We start from the raw sequence: 19,129 nt of genomic DNA, 5'->3' as shown, positions 1-19,129 counted from the left end.
CGGTTCGGGCAGAATGGCCCCGGCCGAGGCAGGGGATCTCAGCCGGGGCGGAAACCGAGCGTCCTGACAAGCCATTCGCAGTCGCGTCCATTCGTCTCCGTAAGAGGACACGAGACGGCGGCCGATCCGGTTCAGTTGAAGATGGTGAACCGGACGACCGAGGCGAGCCCGGCGATGAGGCAGTACGCCGCGAAGGGCAGCAGCGAGTTGGATTTGAAGTAGCGCTCGAGGAATTTCACCGCGAGCCAGGCGGCCACGCCGGCGACGATCGACCCGACCAGCACCTGGCCGAGGATGCCGTCACCCTGTGGTCCGGCCAGCGTCGGCAGCTTGAGCACGCCCGCCGCCAGAATGACCGGGGTGGCCAGCAGGAAGGCGAATTTGGCCGAATCCTCGTGGTCGAGTCCGCGCAGCAGACCGCCGACCATGGTCATGCCGGAACGGCTGATACCCGCGAACAGCGCGCCCGTCTGGGCGAAACCGATGCCGAGCGCGTCCTTCACCGTGAGCCTTGCCAGCCTGGCCTCGCTTTCCTGCTCGGGGCCCGCGGGCAGACCCCGGGCGGACTGGGCCCGCGCCTCGGCCTCGGCGAAGGCTCGGCCGTATTCGGCCAGCGTCGGCTGGCTGCGCCTGCGCAGCACCTCACCCGCGATGAGCACGAAACCGTTGAGCGTCAGAAAGATGCTCGCCGCAAGGGGTTTCGCGAAAAGGGTGCGCAGCGGATGTTCCAGCGCGAGCCCGAGCACGCCGACCGGGACCGTCGCCAGGATCACCAGCCAGGCCAGGCGCTGACTGGACGTTTCGATGCGGCGGGTGCGGAGCGTGGTGACGAAGCCGACGATGATGTCGACCCAGTCGCGCCAGTAGAAGCCGAGCAGCGCGAGCGCGGTGGCCACGTGCAGGCCGACCACGAACGCCAGGTACGGGGTGCCCTTGTCGGAGTCGCCCTGGGTCACCAGATCGCTCCACGACCCGCCGATCCAGGCGGGCACCAGCACCGAATGCCCAAGGCTGGAGATGGGAAAGAGTTCGGTTACGCCTTGCAGTGCGCCGATCACGACGGCTTGGAAGTAGGTCAGCATCGTGACAAAGCCTCGCATGAGCGCGTGCCGCGTGCGCGGCGGGTCGAGGCAACCGCGCCGCCGTTTCCGCGTGCGATGCTGTGAGCGTGGACGTGCTGGGACTGGGTCCGGTGCAGGTGTGGGCCGAGGGTCGGGCCGTCGCCATTGATCGACCGCTGGAGCGGGCAGTGCTGGTGCGGCTGGCGCTGGCGGACGGGGTTCCGGTGCCGGACGCGCGCTTGGCCGAGGATCTGTGGGGCGCCGAGATCGAGCGGCCGGTGCAGCGGCTGCGCGTTGTGGTTTCCCGCCTGCGCTCGACGCTCGGCCCGCACGCGGACGTCGTCGCGCGGACGCCCGCGGGTTATCGAACGGCGGCGGTGGTCACGGATCTGCGGGCGGCGGAGTCGGCGGCGCAGCGAATGCACGCCGCCCGCCGCGGTGGGGATCTGGCCGCGGTGCGTGCGGCCGCGCGCGAATCGGTGGCCAACTGGCGCGGTGACGCGCTGGCCGATCTGCGGGCGATTCCCTTCGCGATGGCCGAGGGTGAGCGCCTTGACGATTGGCGGCTGCAGCTGACGGTCGCCGGTTTGACGGCCGATCTGGAGCTCGGCGCGGCCGGTGAGGTGCTCGCCGAGTTGAGCGGGTTGGTGACCAGGCATCCGCTGCACGAACAGCTGTCCGTGCTGCTGGCGCTGGCGCTGTATCGCACTGGGCGGCAAGGGGATGCGCTGGATCGGCTGGCCAGGTTGCGCCGCGCGCTCGCGGACGAACTCGGCGTCGATCCGTCGCCGGATACCGCCGCGCTGGAGGCGCGCATCCTGGACCACGATCCGGCGCTGCACCCACCGCGGACCATCATTTCGGGCGGTGAAAGTAACTCGGCCACAACGGAATCCGGGCAGGTATCGGAGCCGGCGCTGGGTGCTCCCGATACCGTGTTCCTCGGGCGGAGCCGGGAAATCGCCACGCTGACAACACGTCTCGCGAAGGTGGGGCCGACGACGGTGACCGGTGTCGCGGGCAGCGGCAAATCCCGGCTGGCCGTCGAATTGGCCCGTGCCGCCGCGGCTTCCGGGCGTTCGGTGGTGTTCGTCGAGTTGGCGCCGCTGGCCAAGCCGCAGGATGTCGCGCCCGCCGTGCTCGCCGCACTCGAATCCGGCGGTCTGCTCGACGATTCCGTGGATCCGGCCGACCCTTTGGCCGCGATCGCGGCGGCGCTCGGTGCCGGATCGCCGAAGGTCACCGCCGCGCATGCGCCGCCGCTGCTGGTGCTGGACAATGTCGAGCACGTCATCGATGCCGCGACCGGAATAGTCGGCGCCGCAACGGGTTCGAGCATCCTGCTGACCTCGCAGTCGTCCTTGCCGATACCGGGCGAGACGGTGTACCCGCTCGGACCGCTGGAGCGCGGGGTCGCGGTCGAGCTGTTCGCCGAGCGCGCCGGGGTGCGCGGCCTGCTCACCGCGGCCGAACGCGACGATGTGGTGCACATCTGCGCGGCCGTCGACTGGCTGCCGCTCGGCATCGAACTCGCCGCCGGTCTCACCAGAGCCATGACGATTTCCCAGGTGGCCAAGCGCATCGATGATCGGGTGCGGCTGCTGGTCGGCGGCGCACGGGACGCGGGCGGCGGGCGGCACACCAGTCTGCGGGTGGCGCTGGACTGGAGTTATGAACTGCTCGCCGACCGCGAGCGCACGGTCCTGCGCCGATTCGGCATCTTCGCGGGCGGTTGCACCCTGGAGGCGGCCGAGGCGGTGCTGCCCGGCGCGGATCTGGATGTCGGCGATATCGCGCCCGCGCTGGCGGATCTGGTCAACCGCAGTCTCGTAACGGTCCAATCCGACGGCGGTGCAAAGCGTTTCGCGCTGCTGGAAACCGTCCGCGACTATTCGCTCGCCCGGCTAGCCGAGGCCGGTGAGATCGAGCGGCTGCGGGCGTCCCAGCTCGAATGGTGCCGGAACCTGGTCGAAACGGCCGAAACGACCGCGGGCGCCACCTCCGCCGACGCGGTGGCCGCGGTATTCGCGGAATGGCCGAATATCCTTGCCGCGCTGGAGAATGCGCCGGGTACGCCGCGGGCGGCCGAAGGTCTGCGGCTGGCGCTCGCCATGCATGTGCCGTGGCTGGCCCGCGCCCGGTTCGCCGAGGCGTGCAGGCATTTCGCCGCACTGGTCGAGGTGCCCGATCTGGCGCCTGCGGAACTGGCACAGGGCCTGTGCCACTACGGTTTTCACCTTCTGATGGCCGGTGACCTGGACTCGGCGGCCGAACAACTTGCGCGCGCGGCCGTACTCGCCGAACCGCTGGATGATCTGGAACTGGCCCAGACCGTGCGCTACTACCAGGGCATCATCGATATCGAACGGGCCGCCCTGCGCTCCGGAATCGACCATCTCCGGCTCGGTGAACGCTTGGCGGACCGGGAAACTCAGGCCTCATCGTTCGCCGATGCGCTGGGCAGTGCGCTGCTCTACTCCGGCGACGCCGCTGCCGCACTCGCCGCCTATCGCCGGTCTATCGAGGTTGACAAAGCGTATGACAACGAGCACGGGCTTTCCCGCGGGTTCAGCAATGAAGCGCGGGCGCTGCTCGAACTGGGTGAGTTCGCGACGGCGCTGTCCGTCCTCGAACGGTCCGACTACTACGCGCGCCGACTCGACGACCGGCAGATCCTGCCGCTCAACGATCTGATCAGGGCGGGTGTCGCAGCCGCGGAAGGGCAGCTCGACGCGGCCGAATCGTATTGTCGCGCCGCGTACGCGCACGAGGGGGACGCGTCCGGGATGGCGCGGGTGGAACTCGCCGACGTGCTGATCGCGAAGGGCGAACTGGACGAGGCGCAGCGGCTGCTCACCGAATTCGTCGCCGAGGCCAAGGGGATTCCGCTGCTCGCGGCGCACACGGTGCGCGTCACGCTGCTGCGTGCCCGTGGCGCGGTCGCGGCGGCGGACGAGCTGGCCGCGCAATTGCGGACCGAGTGCGCGACGACCGGATTCGGCTGGCGCCGCTACGTGGATCGGTTGACCAGGGACAGGTGAAGCGCCCTGTGGATATCGCCCGCGGGAATATCGCCGACTTGTGGATAACTTCGCCAGCTCAGCGGTTGTGGCCGGGTCATCGGCCATTTCCGTGGCGGAACGGCCGGTCGGTCGAGGGTGACCTGAGTCGACGAGTGCAGTAGCGTCAGGAAGAGATCCACGCCGTGAAGACCATGTACGAACTTCGACCTAGGAGACGACGACATGTCATACCCGACCGGGGGCTCCGGGTACAACGCACCCGCGCCGACGCCCGCAACACCGCCCAGCTTCGCTCAGCAGGGTGGTACCAGTGCCGGTTCGAGCGCGGCCGGTAAGGGTTTGCCGTTCTTCCTGACGATCGGCGTCCTTGCGCTCGGTGTGATCAACTTCCTGCTCGGCTTCCTGCCCTACGCGACGAGCTCCGTCGTCCGCACCAGTAAGACGGTCAGCCTGTTCGACGGCGGTATCGGATTCGGTTCCCCGCTGCTGACGGTCGCGCTCGCGGCGGGTGTGCTCGCCGGGCTCTCGATGCTGCCCAAGCAGCAGTGGGCGGGCGCGGCCGCGGCGCTGTCCGTCGCCGCGTTCGTCGGTCTGCTGTTCCAGTCCTTCAAGCTGGGCGACAACGTCAAGCTGGAGTGGGGCGCCTACGTCGTGCTGTTCCTGCTGTTCGTGCAGGCCGCGCTGGCGGTGGCCGTCGTGCTGTTCGAATCCGGGGTGCTGGCCGCGCCCGCGCCCAAGCCCGCCGGATACGGCCAGGGCGGTTACGGTCAGCCGTACGGTCAGCAGGGCTTCGGGCAGCAGTCCTACCAACAGGGTCAGTCGCCCTACGGGCAGCAGTCGTACGGCCAATCCGGATACGGCTCCCAGTACGGACAGGGCCAGCAGGCGCAGGCGGGTTACGCCGCCCCGCCCACCCAGCAGTACCAGGGCCAGCCCGCCGGCTACGGCCAGCAGCCCGCGGGTTACGGTGCGCCGCAACAGCCTTCGCCGTACGGCGGATCGCAGACCGGTCAGCAGGAGGCGGCGGCCACCCAGCACTTCGGCGCCGCCCAGCCGGGCCAGCAGCAGCCATACGGTTCGCTGAATTTCGGTCAGGGCCAACAGAGTTCGGCGCAGCCCGCCGGCCAGACCAGTCAGCCGAACCAGCCGTTCGGCTCGGAGAAGACGTCGGATCCGTCCTCGGACCCCACGCACACCTTCCGGCCGTCCGACGAGAACAAGTAGTAGAACGGCGCGCCTCCCGCTGCCTGCCGGGGGAGCTGCCACGCTGAATTGTCATGAGCTCCCCCAGAAATTCGCTCGTGCGCCGCGCCGCCGAGCCGCACCGGGATCCTGACCCGGGGCGTGGTGGTCGCGGCGCCGAGGCCGACGAGGCCGGGTTTCTGTCGCTGACCCCGGAGCGGGCCAAGGTGCTGCTGCTGGTCGCGGCGCGGCCCGCGGCCTACGCGTTGATCGTCATCACGGTGCTGGTGCTCGTCACGCTGCTCACCTCGGGTGGCGGCATGGCGGGCGTCTCCGGTGCGATCGCCGCGAGTTGGCTTGCCGCACATCAGGTTCCGCTTGTTATCGGGAAGACGACGCTGGGCCTGCTGCCGTTGTTCGCGACGGCGCTGTTGCTCTGGCTGGTGGCCAGGGAATGCGCGGCGGCGGTCGAGCCGGGGGCCTCCCGGGCGGATCTGGGCTGGATCGTCGGGGCGGCGCTCGGCGGGCCGCTGCTGATCACCGCGGTCTGTCTGGCCGTCGCCGAGGACGCGTCCGGGGTCATCGCGCTGCAACCGCCGCACACCCTCGTGGCGTTCGGCTGGGTCGCCGGACTGCATCTCGTCGCTGCGGCCGCCGGTATCGCCGGCCGCAGCAAGCCGGAGTTGATCGCGCTGGTGCGCCCGCCGGAGTGGGTGATCGCCGCGATATTCGCTGCGGGCCGCACCGCGGCGCGGCTGCTGGCCTGCGCCACCGCGATCACCGTGCTCTCCTTTCTCGTGCACTGGTCGCGCATCGGCGAGACCTATCGCGGCGCGGGCAATGCCGCCGGGGTGATCGGGTTGAGCGTGCTCTCGCTCGCTTACCTGCCGAATGTGGTGCTGCTGGCCACGGGGGTGTTGGTCGGTGCCGGTGCGCAGTTCGGTGCGGCATCGGTGGGACTGTTCGACGTCGTCGGCGGGCCGATTCCGGCGGTGCCGGTGCTGGCCGCGGTGCCGGAGGGGCCGGCCGCGGGCTGGTGGGTGGTGCTGCTGGTGGCGCCGGTCGCGGTCGGCGTGCTCGGCGGCCTGGATTGCGGACGCACCTCGCAGGACCGGGCCACCGCGCCCTGGGCGACGCTGACCTCCGCGGCACTGGCCGCGCTGCTGCTGACCGTGCTCGCCGCGATCGCGGGCGGCGAACTCGGCAACTTCGGTCATATCGGTGTCGAACTGCCGCTTTTCGTGATGCTCACCTTCGCACTGCTCGCCGTGCCGGGATATCTCGGATTGCTGTTCGCCCGCTGGTTCGTGGTGCCGGTCGAATCGCCGTACGTTGCCGACTCGTACGAATACGCGGACGACGACTACGACGACGATTACGAACGCGACGACTACGACGACGATCGCGACTACCCCGAAGACGACTACGACGACGACCCGTACTACGACGACGAGCGCTACACCGACTACGACGGCCCCGACCTGCACGTAGAGGTGGACGGCGAACTCGTCGAGGAGCAAACGGCCATCGGCGCAACTAAATCCGCCGATGACGCACACGACATCGTCGACGCCGAGGTGGTCGAGAGCGATCTGCCGAGCGGCGACCACAAGGCCTAGCCCGGCCCTGTGTCGAAGTCCCATCCGGCGCCTCCGCGGCCCAGCTCGCCGCCTGGCCGCGTTGTCGTCGTCGCCGATACAACCCCGGTATCGGCTCCTCCTCCGCCTTGCCAGGCGACGAGCTGGACCACGGATGCATCCGGCCGGGCTTCGACACAGGGCCTGGCCCCGGCTACCGCCGAACGCCCGTCCAATCGCGCCGACTAGGCTCTACCGCGGCGGTTCGTCCAGCCGTCTTCCAGACCTACAACGCAGGAGTAGAGCGCTGACCCCGCATGCCCAGTGGGTGCCCGCAGCGGCCCCGGCCACCGTCGTCGTGCTCGCCTCGGGCACCGGGTCGCTGTTGCGCGCACTGCTCGACGCGGCCGCGGCGCCGGACTATCCGGCGCGGATCGTCGCGGTCGGCGTAGACCGGGCCTGCCAGGCCGTCGCGCACGCCGAGGCCGCGGACATTCCGCATTTCACGGTGGCGCTCAACGACTTTCCCGATCGCGCCGCCTGGGATGCGGCACTGACCAAGGCGGTCGCGGACCACGCGCCCGATCTGGTGGTCTCGGCCGGGTTCATGAAAATTCTCGGCCCGTCCTTCCTGGATCAGTTCGGCGGGCGGATCATCAACACCCATCCCGCGCTGCTGCCGTCCTTCCCCGGCGCGCACGGGGTGCGTGACGCACTCGCATACGGCGTGCGGGTCACCGGGTCGACGGTGCACCTGGTGGACGCGGGTGTCGACACCGGACCCATCCTCGCGCAGGAGGCGGTGCCGGTGCTCCCCGATGACGACGAGGCGACCCTGCACGAGCGCATCAAGGTTGTCGAGCGACGGTTGCTGGCGGAGGTTGTCGCCGCCGTCGCGACGCGAGGCATTGTCTCCGACGGACGAAAGGCAGTTATTCCCCGTGAGCACAGTTGAACGCAAGCCCATCAGCCGGGCGCTGGTCAGTGTCTACGACAAGACCGGACTGATCGAGCTGGCGACCGGCCTGCATGCCGCGGGTGTCGAGCTCGTCTCGACCGGTTCGACCGCGAGCCGGATCGCCGACGCGGGCATTCCGGTCACCAAGGTCGAGGATCTGACCGGCTTCCCGGAGACGCTCGACGGTCGGGTCAAGACATTGCATCCGAGGGTGCATGCGGGCATTCTCGCCGACACCAGGAAGGCGGAGCACGTCGATCAGCTCGTCGAACTGGGCGTCGAGGCGTTCCAACTGGTGGTGGTGAACCTGTACCCGTTCACCCAGACCGTGGCGAGCGGGGCGTCGATCGATGAGTGCGTCGAACAGATCGATATCGGCGGTCCGTCCATGGTGCGTGCCGCGGCCAAGAACCATCCTTCGGTGGCCGTCGTGGTCGATACCGGCGACTACGATCGGGTGCTCGCGGCCGCGCAGCACGGCGGTTTCACGCTGGCCGAACGAACGGCGTTGGCCGCCAAGGCTTTCCAGCACACCGCCACCTACGATGTCGCCGTCGCCAGCTGGATGACCAATGTCGCGGTGCCTGCGGTGGAAACCGAAGGGGCGCAGCGTTTCCCGGCCTGGATCGGGGCCACCTGGAACCGCGGCTCGGTGCTGCGCTACGGCGAGAACCCGCACCAGGCCGCCGCGCTCTACACCAATGAGGCCGGGCCTGCCGGTTTGGCACAGGCAAAGCAGTTGCACGGCAAGGAAATGTCGTACAACAACTACACCGACGCCGACGCGGCATGGCGGGCCGCATTCGATTTCGACGAACCCGCCGTCGCCGTCATCAAGCATGCGAATCCGTGTGGGATCGCGATCGGTGCGAATATCGCCGAGGCGCACCGCAAGGCGCACGCCACCGATCCGGTTTCCGCGTACGGCGGTGTGATCGCGGCCAACCGCGAGGTGTCGGTGGAGATGGCCGAACAGGTCGCCGACATCTTCACCGAGGTGATCGTCGCGCCGTCCTACGCGAACGGTGCGGTGGAGGTGTTGCAGCGCAAGAAGAACGTTCGGGTGCTCGTCGCCGAACCGGCACAGCGCAAGGGCGCGGAGCTGCGCCCGGTGAGCGGCGGCGCACTCCTGCAGGACCGGGACATCCTGGACGCCGACGGCGACAGCGCGGCCAATTGGACGCTGGCGACCGGTGAACCCGCCGACGAGGCGACCCTGCGCGACCTCGAATTCGCTTGGCGCGCATGCCGTGCCGTGAAGTCGAACGCGATCCTGCTGGCCGACGACGGCGCCGCCGTCGGCGTCGGCATGGGGCAGGTGAACCGGGTCGACTCCTGCAAGCTCGCGGTCGAGCGCGCCGGTGACCGGGCGAAGGGCGCGGTGGCCGCCTCCGACGCCTTCTTCCCCTTCTCCGACGGCCCGGCGATCCTGATCACCGCCGGTGTTCGCGCGATCGTGCACCCGGGCGGCTCGATCCGCGACAAGGACACGATCGATCTGTGCCGCGAGGCCAATGTGACGCTGTACCTCACCGGGTCCCGTCACTTCGCGCACTGAGGTAAGCACAGGTCGAGCCCGGTCCGGAAACAGTTCCGGCCGGGCTCGATTCGCTTGGTCAGTTGTCCTGCGCCGTCGGTGATTCGGGTTCCGCGGTGGTTTCGGCATTCTTGGTATTGCCCTCGAGGGTCTCGGCCGCCTCGTCGGTGTCAGGGGTGGTGTCTTCGCGACCCTTGAGCAGGCCCTTGAGCTTGTCGAGCACTGACATGAGCATGACCTTTCCAGTGGCAGAGCGGATCGGGTGGGGCGAGTATCGCAGGGTTGCCCCGGCGGCACGCGGTAGGTGCGCGGAAGAGTTTGGGTCGTACGGTAATTCGTGCCGACCGTACGGAATTTTCCGGTTTGTCTTGCCGCGCCACCGATGTCTGCTGGTGCGTCTGCACGCCCCGGCCGCGCCGCCTGGCCAATACAGTGGGCCGCATGGCAGCTGGTGTGATTCGAAGGACGCTGGTGCCCGCCGTGGTCGCGGCAGTGAGCGCCGGACTGCTGTCGGCCGGTGCGCCGCTCGCGGCCGCGGCGGTCGCGCCACCGCCGACCGTGCCGTCGGTACGGGACTGGACATCCGGCGGCGATGGGTTCGCACTCGGTGCGCGGCCACGGGTGTGGTACGCCCGGGACGAACTGCGCGCCGCCGCCGCCGACCTCGCCGCGAGCCTGGCTACGGCTACCGGCCGCCAGGTCATCGCCGAATCCGGCGCGGCGGCGGCACCCGGCGATATCGTGCTGAGCACGGGATCTGTTGCGGGAGCGCCAGATACGCCCGAGGCGTATCGAATTACGGTGGGGGACAAGCTGGAACTGCGGGGCGCCGATGTACCGGGCGCCTTCTACGCGACCCGTTCCGCCTTGCAGATGCTGCGGCAGCGCACCGAACTCCCCGGCGGCACGGCGACGGATTGGCCGCAGTACCGGGAGCGCAGCCTGATGCTGGATGTCGGCCGCGAGTTCATGCCGGTCGAGATGATCCGGCAGCAGATCCGGCGGATGGGCTATCTGAAGATGAACCTGTTGCATCTGCATCTGTCCGATACATACGGCTTCCGGCTGGAAAGTTCCAGGCATCCGGAAATCACCGCACCGCAACACTATTCGAAGCAGGACATCCGCGATCTGATCGACTACGCGGCCGATAACCAGGTGGAGATCCTGCCCGAGGTGGATTTTCCCGGCCACCTGAACGGTGTGCTCGCCGCGCATCCGGAACTGAAGCTGCGCAGCAGGACGGGCGCGATATCCGATGCGGCCATGGATATTTCGGATCCACGCGGTCGCGACCTCATGCGCGACATCCTGGAGGAGTTCCTACCGCTGTTCCCCGGCCGCTACTGGCATCTCGGCGGCGACGAATTCCTGCTGCAGGGTGCGCAGGTGGCGAGCTACGACGACTATCCGCAGCTCGGCGCGTACGCCCGTGCCGCATACGGCCCGCGGGCGCAACCGGCGGACGCGCTGCTCGGCTTGATCGAATGGGGTGCGGGCATCGTGCGCGCGCACGGCAAGCGGCCACGCATCTGGAACGACGGGCTGCGTACCGGCGAGGGCACCATCGGCATCGACCCGGATATCGTCGTCGACTACTGGAGCCGAGCGGGTGTTCCGGAGCTGCCGCTGCCTTTCTTCGGAACCGCCCGCACCCCAACAGATCTCATCGCAGCGGGGCATGAGATCCGGAACGCGGCATTCACGCCGACGTACTACGTCGCGGGCGGACCGGCGAGCATCGCGAACGTGCCGCCGGAGGTCGCATACGAATTCTGGGATCCGGCGCTGTTCGTCGACGGCACCCGGCTGACCTCCGAGCAGGACGCGCGCAACCGCGGTTCCGGTCTGTTCGTCTGGGCCGACGACCCAACCGTTCAGACCCCTGATCAGATCTCGGTGGCCATCACCTGGCGGCTTCGGGTGATCGCGCAGCAGACCTGGAATCCGGTTGCGACCGGCCAAGATCTTGCGCATCCCCGCAGCTACCGGGAATTCGCGGCGCGCGCCGATGCGGTCGGCGAACCCGTGCCGTAGCGATTACACCGCGCTCAGCACCTGCCGATTGCCCAGTGGTGACTTCAGCGGCAGCTCCAGCGTCCCGAAGACGGCGATCATGGTGCACATCCGTCCGGTCGCGTCGGCGCGGGTCCCCGAGCGCAATTCGACGGTGACCGTCTTGTCGGTCTCGGCCACCGATGCGTCGACCCCGTAGCATTCCGGCGCGCCGACCTGGAAGTTGACCGCGATCTTGTCCTCGGCCACCTTGCGCCATGACTCGAACGAGATCGGGTGTGCCCCAACGATTGTCGGGTCGGCGGTGAATTCGCGGCCGATCGAGCTCTTGGTCTCCGGCACCGGGGTGTTCGCCGCGGAAGTGCGTTTGGCGCTCGTATTCGCCTGTGCCGCACCGTTATCCGAACCGCCACAGGCCGCGGTGGCGAGGCCGAGCAGTGCGGCGGCGAGCAGCACCGAGGCCCGTACGCAAGACTTCCGATTCATGGGCTCACCCTAGTCGAGTGGGCGCGGACCGGAACTGGTCGCCCGCCGCGGCGTTTCCAGCTAACCCGCACGGGCACCGGCCGGTTTGTGCGCCAAGCCAACACGGCGACGCGGCTCACACAGTGAACTTTCCGCGAACCCTGCGCGTAATCCCTCCGCAATGGCGGCGGGAGCGTTAACTTAGGAATTGATGCCCGCCACGGTTCCTCCGGCGGCATCACTCTCTCGGATGTTCTGCACAGTAACTCTTCGAAAGGACGAACGTGGGCAACACGCTGCGCGTAGGAGAAGAACTGAAATCGGGTGAGGCCCTGACCGGCGGTGCGTACACTCTTGCGCTGCAGCCGGACGGCAACCTCGTGCTGACCGAGCCGAGCGGAAATGTGGTGTGGGCCACTCAAACTCACGATCAGGGCGTGGAGCGGGCGGTGCTGCAGGAGGACGGCAACTTCGTGCTCTACAAGGGCGATGGCGCCGCCTGGTCCACCGAGACCAACGGTAAGGATGTGGACCGACTGGAGGTGCAGGCCGACCGGAACGTGGTGCTCTACGGCAAGGACGGCACCGCGCTGTGGGCCTCCGGCACCAACACCGACAACCCGCTGCCCGCCCCGGAACCGGAGCAGGCCGCCGCGCCCGCCGCCGAGGAGGTGCCGCCGCCCCCGCCCGCCGCGCAGACCTACACCGTCGAGCCGGGCGACACCCTCTGGGCCATCGCCGAACGCTTCTACGGTGATGGCAACCGCTACCAGGAGATCGCGAACGCCAGCGGTATCGCCAACCCGGACGCGATCAACGTCGGCCAGGTGCTCACCATCCCGTAATCCGTTTCGGCACCCAACGAGCAAGGCCCCCGATGTCTCGCACATCGGGGGCCTTTTTCGTCTGGCTCAGCGGCTGGTGAACGGCAGCAGCGCCATCTCGCGGGCGTTCTTCACCGCGACGGCGACCTGCCGCTGCTGCTGCGGGGTGAGCCCGGTGACCCGGCGGCTGCGGATCTTGCCGCGATCGGAGATGAACGTGCGAAGCAGGTTCACGTCCTTGTAGTCGACCGTCTCCACGCCCGCGGCGATGAGCGGATTCTTCTTCGGGCGGCGGGCCTGTTCAGCGCGAACCTTCTTCGACGGTGCTCGCTTGACTGCCATATGACGGGTTCCTTCTCACGAGATCGTTGGTTGTCTACCAGCTCGATTTGTGCACGCCGGGCAATTCTCCCCGGTGGGCCATCTCGCGCACACGTACACGGGAGAGTCCGAACTTCCGCAGATGACCGCGCGGTCGTCCGTCCGCGGCGTCCCGATTGCGCAATCGTACCGGACTGGCATCGCGCGGCTGCCTGCGCAGTTCCCGCTCGGCCGCCGCACGCTGGTCCTCCGGGGTGCTCGGCCGGCGGATCAGCTCCTTCAGCTCGGCCCGGCGGTCCGCGTAGCGGGCGACGATCTCCCGGCGCCGCTGATTTTGAATGATCTTGGATTTCTTGGCCATTCAGCGCTCCTCACGGAAATCGACGTGCTTGCGCACCACCGGATCGTATTTGCGCAGCACCATCCGGTCGGGATCGTTGCGCCGGTTCTTGCGGGTGACGTAGGTGTATCCGGTGCCCGCGGTCGATTTCAGCTTGATGATCGGGCGCAGTTCGGTCGCCTTGGATGCCATGAAAAGCGTCCTCTCTCAGATCTTTTCGCCGCGGGCGCGCAGGCGGGCCACCACGGCCTCGATCCCGTCCCGGTCGATGGTCTTGATGCCTTTCGCGGAGACGTTCAGCGTGATGCGGCGGTCCTCGCTCGGCAGGTAGTAGGTCTTGCGCTGGATATTCGGATTCCAGCGGCGGCTGGTCCGCTTGTGCGAATGCGAAACGGACTTGCCGAAGCCCGGCTTGCGCCCGGTGACCTGGCAGTGGGCCGACATGGCGGCAGCCTCCTTCCGGCAGATGATAATCATTTTCGACAATGGTCGCTCGGCACTGTACCGTGATCGGCGAGCAAATGAAAACCATTGTCGAAAGGGGTATCGGTGGTTGCGCCTGATCCCAACTCGCCCGTGGCCGACCGCAGAACTGCGCTGGTGCTGGTCGCGGGCTTCGCCGGGCGCGCGGCGATCGGTGCGGAACGCACGGCTTCGGCGCTGTGCGGCGCCCGGCCGCCCGCCGCGGACCATCCGCCCGGCACCGTCGTCGTCCGGCACGACCTGAGCCGCCTGCGCGAGGGCGTCGTGCACCGCACCGTCCGCGATGCCGAGCGGCAGACCGCGACCGTGCTGGAGCTGGCGCACGGCTGCGTCTCCTGCACGCTGCGGCTGGACCTGCTGCCGCTGCTCTGCCTGCTCGCCGCCCGCGACTCGGTGAATCGCATTGTGCTGGAACTGGATCCGGCCTTCGAGGCGGAGGCGATCTGTCACGCCGTCGAGCACGTGGTGGTGAGCGGCGTCGTCGGCAGGGTGGATGGGCCCGCCGCGCGCGACGTCCGCGTCGAGGCCGTGCTCACCTGCCTGGACGCCGACAACTGGCTGGCCGACGCCACCGGCGAGGACACCCTCGCCGAACGCGGGCTCGCACATGCCGACGACGAGCGCACGGTCGCCCAGCTCGCCGTCGGTCAGGTCGAATTCGCCGATGCCGTAATCGCTTTCGGACCGGCGGGCGATCCGGTGGACCGCGGCAGGCTGGCCGCCGTGCTCACCCGGCTCGCACCCGACGCGCCGGTGGCCTGGGTGGACGATCCGGACCTGCTCACCGGGAGGCAGGTGGAGGCTTTGCTCGCCCGCATTCCCGCGCACGCCCGGCGCGGCAGGATATTCGACGCGCACGCGCCGCTGCTGCGCGGGCAGCCGCCGCTCACCGGCGATTTCGGGGTGCAGCTCATGGAATTCGCGGCACGTCGCCCGTTTCATCCGGCGCGGCTGCACGAGGCGCTGGACGTGCTGTTCGACGGCGTGGTGTCCGCGCGCGGCCGCATCTGGCTGGCCACCCAACCCGAGGAGGTGGTGTGGCTGGAGTCCGCGGGTGGCGGCCTGCGGGTCGGCGGTGCCGGACGCTGGCTGGCCGCGATGTCGGAAGACGAACTGGCGCAAGAGGATTCGGAACGGCGCGCGCTCGCCGCGCTGCGCTGGGACGAGGACTTCGGCGACCGGGACAGCTCGCTGGTGATCCTGGTGCACGACGCCGATCCGGCCGATATCCGGCAGGCGCTGCACTGGGCACTGGTCGAGGACGACGAACTGGACCTGGTGCGCCGCGCGCCCGAACTGGTGGCGCGGTGGGACGACCCCTTCGGCACCTGGCACACCGATCCCTGCGAATCGGCCGCGGAAGACGTTGCCGCACAGCGGAGCCCGAGAGGAGAGGCGAAATGAAAGCAGGTATCCATCCCGACTACCACCCGGTGGTCTTCGAGGATTCCAGTACCGGAAAGCAGTTTCTGACCCGTTCCACCGCCACCAGTACCCGGACCGTGCAGTGGCCGGACGGCAATACGTATCCGCTGCTGGTGGTCGATGTGACGGCCGACTCGCATCCGTTCTGGACCGGTGCGCACCGCGTGCTCGACACACAGGGCCGGGTGGAGAAGTTCGAACGCAAGTACGGCAGGCGAATCCGCCGCGGGCAGGAGGGCTGACATGGCGGTACCGAAGCGCAGGATGTCGCGGTCGAATACCCGCAGCAGGCGCGCGCAGTGGAAGGCGGCGCCGGTGGATCTGGTGCCGATCACCGTCGGCGGCGTCGTGCACCGGGTGCCGCGCAGGCTCGTCGCCGCGATCCGGCGCGGTTTGATCGATCCGGCGCGACTCTGAGCCGACCCGTCTCGTCATGGGCGCTGAACGCGCGCGATGCTGGGCCGAACGTGACGATCTGATGATCGGATGAATTCGGGTTGATGACGATCACCGTTTCTGGCAACCGGTAAGTTACCGGTACGCCAGCTACTACGAGGTTCCTTGCTCGTCGCATGGTTGCGGACTGATTGCTAAAATGTGAAATACCTACTGAGAGTTGGTTTTTGACAGGTGTAAAAGTCCCCTTGAAGTGATGCGAACGCAACACGACGCCGGTACTCTCGTCGTCGAGGGCGGGTTCTCCCGATTCCCGGCGAGAACCCGCTCATCGCCAAAAGTCCGGCCCCTCGGCCACCCCAATTCGCCTGGCGCGCTACGCATCCGCCTTGTCGTGCGATATCGACTCGTCCTCGGCCGTCGCAAGCTGTTGCGGTCCCGGCAAACCGGGCAAGTCGGACAGCAGTGCGGTCAATCTGGACGCCACCAGCGCGGCCGGTTCCTCCAGCAGCGAGAGCGGCCACGGTAGGCACCCGCCGCGCAACTGCCGCAGCCGATCGGCGAGTTCGGCCGCCGTGGTCTCCAAATCTCCTATTTCCTTGCGTAATTCGTCGATCTGTCCGCGTAGCGCGGTGGATTCGGCCGTCAATTGATCGATGCCGTGCAGTGCCGAGGACAGCTGGGCCTGGATATCGCGCAAAACGGCGTCCTGCTCCGGAGTCAAGTCCGGTCCCTCCTCGAAATACCGAAACGCATGTCGCCCACTGTAAGTGGGCCGTCACCTCGGCACATCGGCATCGCCGAACCGCGCGAAACTCACCGGCCGGACTGGTTCACTAGTGGGTGGCTCGCGTGACGAAATACTCAATTCGAAACGGAGATGACCTATGCCCGTACACAATGCGGCCTGGCCGCAGGGGACGCCGTGCTGGATCGATTGCCAGGTGAACGACCCGGTCAAGGCAGGCCGGTTCTACGGCGAACTGTTCGATTGGGTGCTGCAGGACGGCGGTCCTGACGCGGGCGGCTACCTAATGGCGTCGAAAGATGGTGCGGCGGCGGCCGGAATCGGGCCGAAGCCGTCCGCACTGGCCGCAATGCCGTCGGGGTGGACCACCTATATCGCGGTGGACGACGCCGACGCCAGCGCCGCGGCGGTACGGCGGGCGGGCGGCAAACTGGTGCTGGAAACCTTCGACGTGATGGAGTTCGGCAGGATGTTCGTCGCCGAGGATCCCGGCGGCGCCATCTTCGCGGTGTGGCAGGCCAGGGCGCACAACGGCGCCGCGCTGCACAACGAGCACGGCGGCTACGCCTGGAACGAACTGCACACCCGCGAATACGACCGGTCGAAGGCCTTCTACCGCGACGTATTCGGTTACCGGTATACCGAATACGATTTCGGCGACACCGCATACGTGGCGTTCACCCCGCCCGGCCGCACCGAGGTGGTCGGCGGCATCAGCGACGATTCGGCGGTGGCCAAGGCCGCATCGTCCTACTGGCTCACCTGGTTCCAGTACGACGATGTGGACGCCGGCGCGAAAAAGGCGCTGGGACTTGGTGGTTCGGTGCTGCAGGCGGCCGCCGACTCGCCGGTCGGCCGCACCGCGCTGATCGCCGCGCCGCAGGGTGAGGTGTTCGGCATCATCGACCCGAGCAAACGGGTGGGCGAACTGCCGAATCCGAACTGACGCATCATCATCCGGCGAACGTCCGCGGGCGTTCGCCGGATCCGGCGAATCAGTTCGCGGTCGCGGTCGCGCCCCAGCCCGAATCGCGGCCGGGCGCGATCAGAACCGCCGAGATCGGCACCGCCAGCCCCAGCGAACCGACGACGAACATCGGGAAGACGAAATCGAACAGCGCCATCCCGGTCGGCGCGGGCACGGCCCGATCGACGTGTAGATCCATCGCCGCGATCGCGACGTAATAGCTGGCGGCCACCCCTATGCCGAACAGCAAAGTCGTTGCGCCGCGCGCGAAGTGATTGCGGTAGGTCTGGAACGACCACAGCGTGGTGAGCGCGGTGATCACCGCGACACCCACCGAGATCCCGATCAGCCACAGCGCCAGATTCACCGAACCCTGCACCCGCACCGAACTCACCCCGAGGTAGATGGTGGCTCCGGTGCCGAGACCCATCACCAAACCGCCCGCGATCAGCCACGGTGTTCTGCGGGTGCGTCCGATCAACGCCAGGCCCACCAGCACCGCCACCACCGCGACCACCATCGCGGTGATCAATTTTCCGGCGTCGTAACGGATCGCACCGTTGGGCACCTTCAATCCGAGCAGCGCCACCGCCATCGTCAGCCAAACACCGACGCCGCCAAGGGATACTGCGGCCGAGACCACCCAGACGATCCGGAATCGGGCCGAGCGCGCCCCGTTCAGCACGCAGGCCAGGCCGACGACGGTGCCGACCACCGAGACGATGAACGACAGCGCGGCCAGCCAGTAACCCATCGAAAACTGTTCGAACGACGCGCTTTCGGCGAGCATTCGCATCGAACCGTCAGGCATGCCTGGCGATCCCTTCCAGCTCCAGCGCCTTCAGCTGCGCTATCGCGTATTCGGTTACCGCGGCGAGCGACTGGCGCACCTCCATCGCATTGCGCGCATCGATATCGACGATCGGCACCCCCTCGCGGATCGAAAGCGCCTCGCGCAGTTCGGCGAGCGGGAAGCGCGGCGCGTCCGGAAAACGGTTGACCGCGATCAAGAACGGCAGCTTGCGCGCCTCGAAGAAGTCCACGGCCGCGAAACTGTCCTCCAGCCGCCTGGTGTCCACCAAGACCACCGCGCCGATGGCGCCGCGAATCAGGTCGTCCCACATGAACCAGAACCGGCGCTGACCCGGCGTGCCGAACAGGTACAGCGTCAGATTTCCCGGCAGGATGATCCGGCCGAAATCCATGGCGACCGTTGTGGTTTCCTTCTCCGGCGTATCCGCCAGATCGTCGACCCCGTCCGAATACCTGGTGACCATCGCCTCGGTGCGCAGCGGCACGATCTCCGAAACCGCGCCGACGAAGGTCGTTTTCCCGACGCCGAAACCGCCGGCGACGACGATCTTGGTCGACGCGACCCGCTGCTCCGCGTCCTCTTGCCCGGCTGTCCCGGTGGGCCCGATCTTCCTATAAGGCACGGAGTCCACGCAATGTCCTCTCCATCAAAGAACGACGCTCGTCAAAGCTCGCTTGGTCGGTCAAGGTCGAATGCACGCGTAGCGCGCCGTCGACCACGAGATCACCGATCATCACCCGAACCATGCCGAGGGGGCGATCCAGGTGTGCCGCGATTTCGGCGACGGACAGCCGGTGGACGCCCAATCGCAGGATCTCGGTACGGATATCGCCGATCGGCCACTCCATGTAAGCGCTGTAATTGACGGTTTCGATGACCGCTTCCAGCGGTAGGTCGACCGCAGGTTCGGTACGCCCCGAGGTGAGGGCGTACGGCCGGACGCGAGTTGTTGGTCGATGTGGTCCGGAACCGTGTTGGCTGACCATCTCACG

At 68.0% G+C, this 19,129-nt stretch carries 22 protein-coding genes; 11 read left to right on the top strand and 11 right to left on the bottom strand.

Features of this window, described 5'->3' with window-relative positions; all coding sequences use genetic code 11:
- Positions 1-131 precede the first annotated feature (131 nt).
- Positions 132-1,082: an undecaprenyl-diphosphate phosphatase gene (locus F5544_RS40490; RefSeq protein WP_167478031.1), complete on the bottom strand. Its 951-nt coding sequence runs from the start codon at positions 1,080-1,082 to the stop codon at positions 132-134.
- 86 nt (positions 1,083-1,168) lie between these two features.
- Between F5544_RS40490 and F5544_RS40485 the strand changes: the two genes are divergently transcribed.
- The 5 genes from F5544_RS40485 to purH all read left to right on the top strand — a co-directional run bounded on the left by F5544_RS40485 (position 1,169) and on the right by purH (position 9,359).
- Positions 1,169-4,102, top strand: coding sequence for a BTAD domain-containing putative transcriptional regulator (locus tag F5544_RS40485; protein ID WP_167478030.1), 2,934 nt, complete (start codon positions 1,169-1,171; stop codon positions 4,100-4,102).
- 204 nt (positions 4,103-4,306) lie between these two features.
- Positions 4,307-5,308, top strand: coding sequence for a DUF5336 domain-containing protein (locus tag F5544_RS40480; protein WP_167478029.1), 1,002 nt, complete (start codon positions 4,307-4,309; stop codon positions 5,306-5,308).
- Between the two features lie 53 nt (positions 5,309-5,361).
- Entirely contained in the window at positions 5,362-6,885 is a 1,524-nt protein-coding gene (locus F5544_RS40475; protein WP_167478028.1) for a cell division protein PerM, read from the top strand.
- 286 nt (positions 6,886-7,171) lie between these two features.
- Positions 7,172-7,798 (top strand): phosphoribosylglycinamide formyltransferase, encoded by a 627-nt coding sequence (purN, locus tag F5544_RS45840; RefSeq protein WP_238846918.1) that lies wholly within the window; start codon positions 7,172-7,174, stop codon positions 7,796-7,798.
- Complete coding sequence (gene purH, locus F5544_RS40470; protein WP_238846917.1) at positions 7,785-9,359, top strand: bifunctional phosphoribosylaminoimidazolecarboxamide formyltransferase/IMP cyclohydrolase; 1,575 nt, start codon at positions 7,785-7,787, stop codon at positions 9,357-9,359. Before purN ends, purH begins: the two co-directional genes overlap by 14 nt.
- A 58-nt stretch (positions 9,360-9,417) precedes the next feature.
- Here the strand turns inward: purH and F5544_RS40465 are convergent, their stop codons facing one another.
- Positions 9,418-9,567: a hypothetical protein gene (locus F5544_RS40465; RefSeq protein WP_167478026.1), complete on the bottom strand. Its 150-nt coding sequence runs from the start codon at positions 9,565-9,567 to the stop codon at positions 9,418-9,420.
- Between the two features lie 212 nt (positions 9,568-9,779).
- Between F5544_RS40465 and F5544_RS40460 the strand changes: the two genes are divergently transcribed.
- Complete coding sequence (locus F5544_RS40460; RefSeq protein ID WP_167478025.1) at positions 9,780-11,375, top strand: family 20 glycosylhydrolase; 1,596 nt, start codon at positions 9,780-9,782, stop codon at positions 11,373-11,375.
- A gap of 3 nt (positions 11,376-11,378) precedes the next feature.
- Here the strand turns inward: F5544_RS40460 and F5544_RS40455 are convergent, their stop codons facing one another.
- Positions 11,379-11,840, bottom strand: coding sequence for a hypothetical protein (locus tag F5544_RS40455; protein WP_167478024.1), 462 nt, complete (start codon positions 11,838-11,840; stop codon positions 11,379-11,381).
- A gap of 263 nt (positions 11,841-12,103) precedes the next feature.
- On the opposite strand from F5544_RS40455, the gene F5544_RS40450 reads away from it, so the two are divergent.
- Positions 12,104-12,664 (top strand): LysM peptidoglycan-binding domain-containing protein, encoded by a 561-nt coding sequence (locus tag F5544_RS40450; protein WP_167478023.1) that lies wholly within the window; start codon positions 12,104-12,106, stop codon positions 12,662-12,664.
- A 66-nt stretch (positions 12,665-12,730) separates the two neighbouring features.
- Here F5544_RS40450 and rpsR read toward each other — a convergent pair whose 3' ends face one another.
- Genes rpsR through rpmB form a run of 4 tightly spaced genes read right to left on the bottom strand, consistent with a single transcriptional unit; the run spans position 12,731 to position 13,748 of the window.
- Complete coding sequence (rpsR, locus tag F5544_RS40445) at positions 12,731-12,985, bottom strand: 30S ribosomal protein S18 (RefSeq protein WP_040695439.1); 255 nt, start codon at positions 12,983-12,985, stop codon at positions 12,731-12,733.
- 34 nt (positions 12,986-13,019) lie between these two features.
- Positions 13,020-13,325, bottom strand: a complete 306-nt coding sequence (gene rpsN / locus F5544_RS40440) for a 30S ribosomal protein S14 (RefSeq protein WP_167478022.1) — start codon at positions 13,323-13,325, stop codon at positions 13,020-13,022.
- Positions 13,326-13,496, bottom strand: a complete 171-nt coding sequence (rpmG, locus tag F5544_RS40435; RefSeq protein ID WP_167478021.1) for a 50S ribosomal protein L33 — start codon at positions 13,494-13,496, stop codon at positions 13,326-13,328.
- 15 nt (positions 13,497-13,511) lie between these two features.
- Positions 13,512-13,748, bottom strand: a complete 237-nt coding sequence (gene rpmB / locus F5544_RS40430) for a 50S ribosomal protein L28 (RefSeq protein WP_167478020.1) — start codon at positions 13,746-13,748, stop codon at positions 13,512-13,514.
- A 105-nt stretch (positions 13,749-13,853) separates the two neighbouring features.
- On the opposite strand from rpmB, the gene mrf reads away from it, so the two are divergent.
- The 3 genes from mrf to rpmF are packed head-to-tail and all read left to right on the top strand — an operon-like array spanning position 13,854 to position 15,629.
- Positions 13,854-15,191 (top strand): ribosome hibernation factor-recruiting GTPase MRF, encoded by a 1,338-nt coding sequence (gene mrf / locus F5544_RS40425; protein ID WP_238846916.1) that lies wholly within the window; start codon positions 13,854-13,856, stop codon positions 15,189-15,191.
- Positions 15,188-15,454 (top strand): type B 50S ribosomal protein L31, encoded by a 267-nt coding sequence (locus tag F5544_RS40420; RefSeq protein ID WP_167478019.1) that lies wholly within the window; start codon positions 15,188-15,190, stop codon positions 15,452-15,454. The genes mrf and F5544_RS40420 overlap by 4 nt, the downstream gene beginning before the upstream one ends.
- 1 nt (position 15,455) lies before the next feature.
- Positions 15,456-15,629 (top strand): 50S ribosomal protein L32, encoded by a 174-nt coding sequence (rpmF, locus tag F5544_RS40415; protein ID WP_167478018.1) that lies wholly within the window; start codon positions 15,456-15,458, stop codon positions 15,627-15,629.
- Positions 15,630-15,984: 355 nt separating this feature from the next.
- Here the strand turns inward: rpmF and F5544_RS40410 are convergent, their stop codons facing one another.
- Positions 15,985-16,332 carry a hypothetical protein gene (locus tag F5544_RS40410; protein WP_167478017.1) on the bottom strand — a complete coding sequence of 116 codons (348 nt, stop codon included), beginning with the start codon at positions 16,330-16,332 and terminating at the stop codon, positions 15,985-15,987.
- 163 nt (positions 16,333-16,495) lie between these two features.
- Here F5544_RS40410 and F5544_RS40405 point away from each other — a divergent pair, with 163 nt between their 5' ends.
- The gene (locus F5544_RS40405) at positions 16,496-17,302 is read left to right on the top strand and encodes a VOC family protein (RefSeq protein ID WP_167478016.1); all 807 of its coding nucleotides are present in this window, start codon (positions 16,496-16,498) and stop codon (positions 17,300-17,302) included.
- Positions 17,303-17,351: 49 nt separating this feature from the next.
- On the opposite strand, the gene F5544_RS40400 is transcribed toward F5544_RS40405, so the two are convergent.
- Genes F5544_RS40400 through F5544_RS40390 form a run of 3 tightly spaced genes read right to left on the bottom strand, consistent with a single transcriptional unit; the run spans position 17,352 to position 19,123 of the window.
- Entirely contained in the window at positions 17,352-18,134 is a 783-nt protein-coding gene (locus F5544_RS40400; RefSeq protein WP_167478015.1) for an MHYT domain-containing protein, read from the bottom strand.
- Positions 18,127-18,759, bottom strand: a complete 633-nt coding sequence (locus tag F5544_RS40395; RefSeq protein ID WP_225725536.1) for a GTP-binding protein — start codon at positions 18,757-18,759, stop codon at positions 18,127-18,129. Before F5544_RS40395 ends, F5544_RS40400 begins: the two co-directional genes overlap by 8 nt.
- Entirely contained in the window at positions 18,749-19,123 is a 375-nt protein-coding gene (locus tag F5544_RS40390) for a DUF742 domain-containing protein (RefSeq protein WP_167478014.1), read from the bottom strand. Before F5544_RS40390 ends, F5544_RS40395 begins: the two co-directional genes overlap by 11 nt.
- Between the last annotated feature and the right edge of the window lie 6 nt (positions 19,124-19,129).

Source organism: Nocardia arthritidis (genome assembly GCF_011801145.1).
GTDB lineage: Bacteria > Actinomycetota > Actinomycetes > Mycobacteriales > Mycobacteriaceae > Nocardia > Nocardia arthritidis_A.
This window is presented reverse-complemented; position numbering and strand designations above follow the sequence as displayed.

Excerpts from the sequence above, each read along its gene's own strand:
- F5544_RS40490 (WP_167478031.1), bottom strand. The coding sequence starts at position 1,082 with ATGCTGACCTACTTCCAAGCCGTCGTGATCGGCGCACTGCAAGGCGTA.
- F5544_RS40480 (WP_167478029.1), top strand. The coding sequence starts at position 4,307 with ATGTCATACCCGACCGGGGGCTCCGGGTACAACGCACCCGCGCCGACG.
- F5544_RS40475 (WP_167478028.1), top strand. The coding sequence starts at position 5,362 with ATGAGCTCCCCCAGAAATTCGCTCGTGCGCCGCGCCGCCGAGCCGCAC.
- F5544_RS40465 (WP_167478026.1), bottom strand. The coding sequence starts at position 9,567 with ATGTCAGTGCTCGACAAGCTCAAGGGCCTGCTCAAGGGTCGCGAAGAC.
- F5544_RS40460 (WP_167478025.1), top strand. The coding sequence starts at position 9,780 with ATGGCAGCTGGTGTGATTCGAAGGACGCTGGTGCCCGCCGTGGTCGCG.
- F5544_RS40455 (WP_167478024.1), bottom strand. The coding sequence starts at position 11,840 with ATGAATCGGAAGTCTTGCGTACGGGCCTCGGTGCTGCTCGCCGCCGCA.
- rpsR (WP_040695439.1), bottom strand. The coding sequence starts at position 12,985 with ATGGCAGTCAAGCGAGCACCGTCGAAGAAGGTTCGCGCTGAACAGGCC.
- rpsN (WP_167478022.1), bottom strand. The coding sequence starts at position 13,325 with ATGGCCAAGAAATCCAAGATCATTCAAAATCAGCGGCGCCGGGAGATC.
- rpmG (WP_167478021.1), bottom strand. The coding sequence starts at position 13,496 with ATGGCATCCAAGGCGACCGAACTGCGCCCGATCATCAAGCTGAAATCG.
- rpmB (WP_167478020.1), bottom strand. The coding sequence starts at position 13,748 with ATGTCGGCCCACTGCCAGGTCACCGGGCGCAAGCCGGGCTTCGGCAAG.
- F5544_RS40420 (WP_167478019.1), top strand. The coding sequence starts at position 15,188 with ATGAAAGCAGGTATCCATCCCGACTACCACCCGGTGGTCTTCGAGGAT.
- rpmF (WP_167478018.1), top strand. The coding sequence starts at position 15,456 with ATGGCGGTACCGAAGCGCAGGATGTCGCGGTCGAATACCCGCAGCAGG.
- F5544_RS40405 (WP_167478016.1), top strand. The coding sequence starts at position 16,496 with ATGCCCGTACACAATGCGGCCTGGCCGCAGGGGACGCCGTGCTGGATC.
- F5544_RS40400 (WP_167478015.1), bottom strand. The coding sequence starts at position 18,134 with ATGCCTGACGGTTCGATGCGAATGCTCGCCGAAAGCGCGTCGTTCGAA.
- F5544_RS40390 (WP_167478014.1), bottom strand. The coding sequence starts at position 19,123 with ATGGTCAGCCAACACGGTTCCGGACCACATCGACCAACAACTCGCGTC.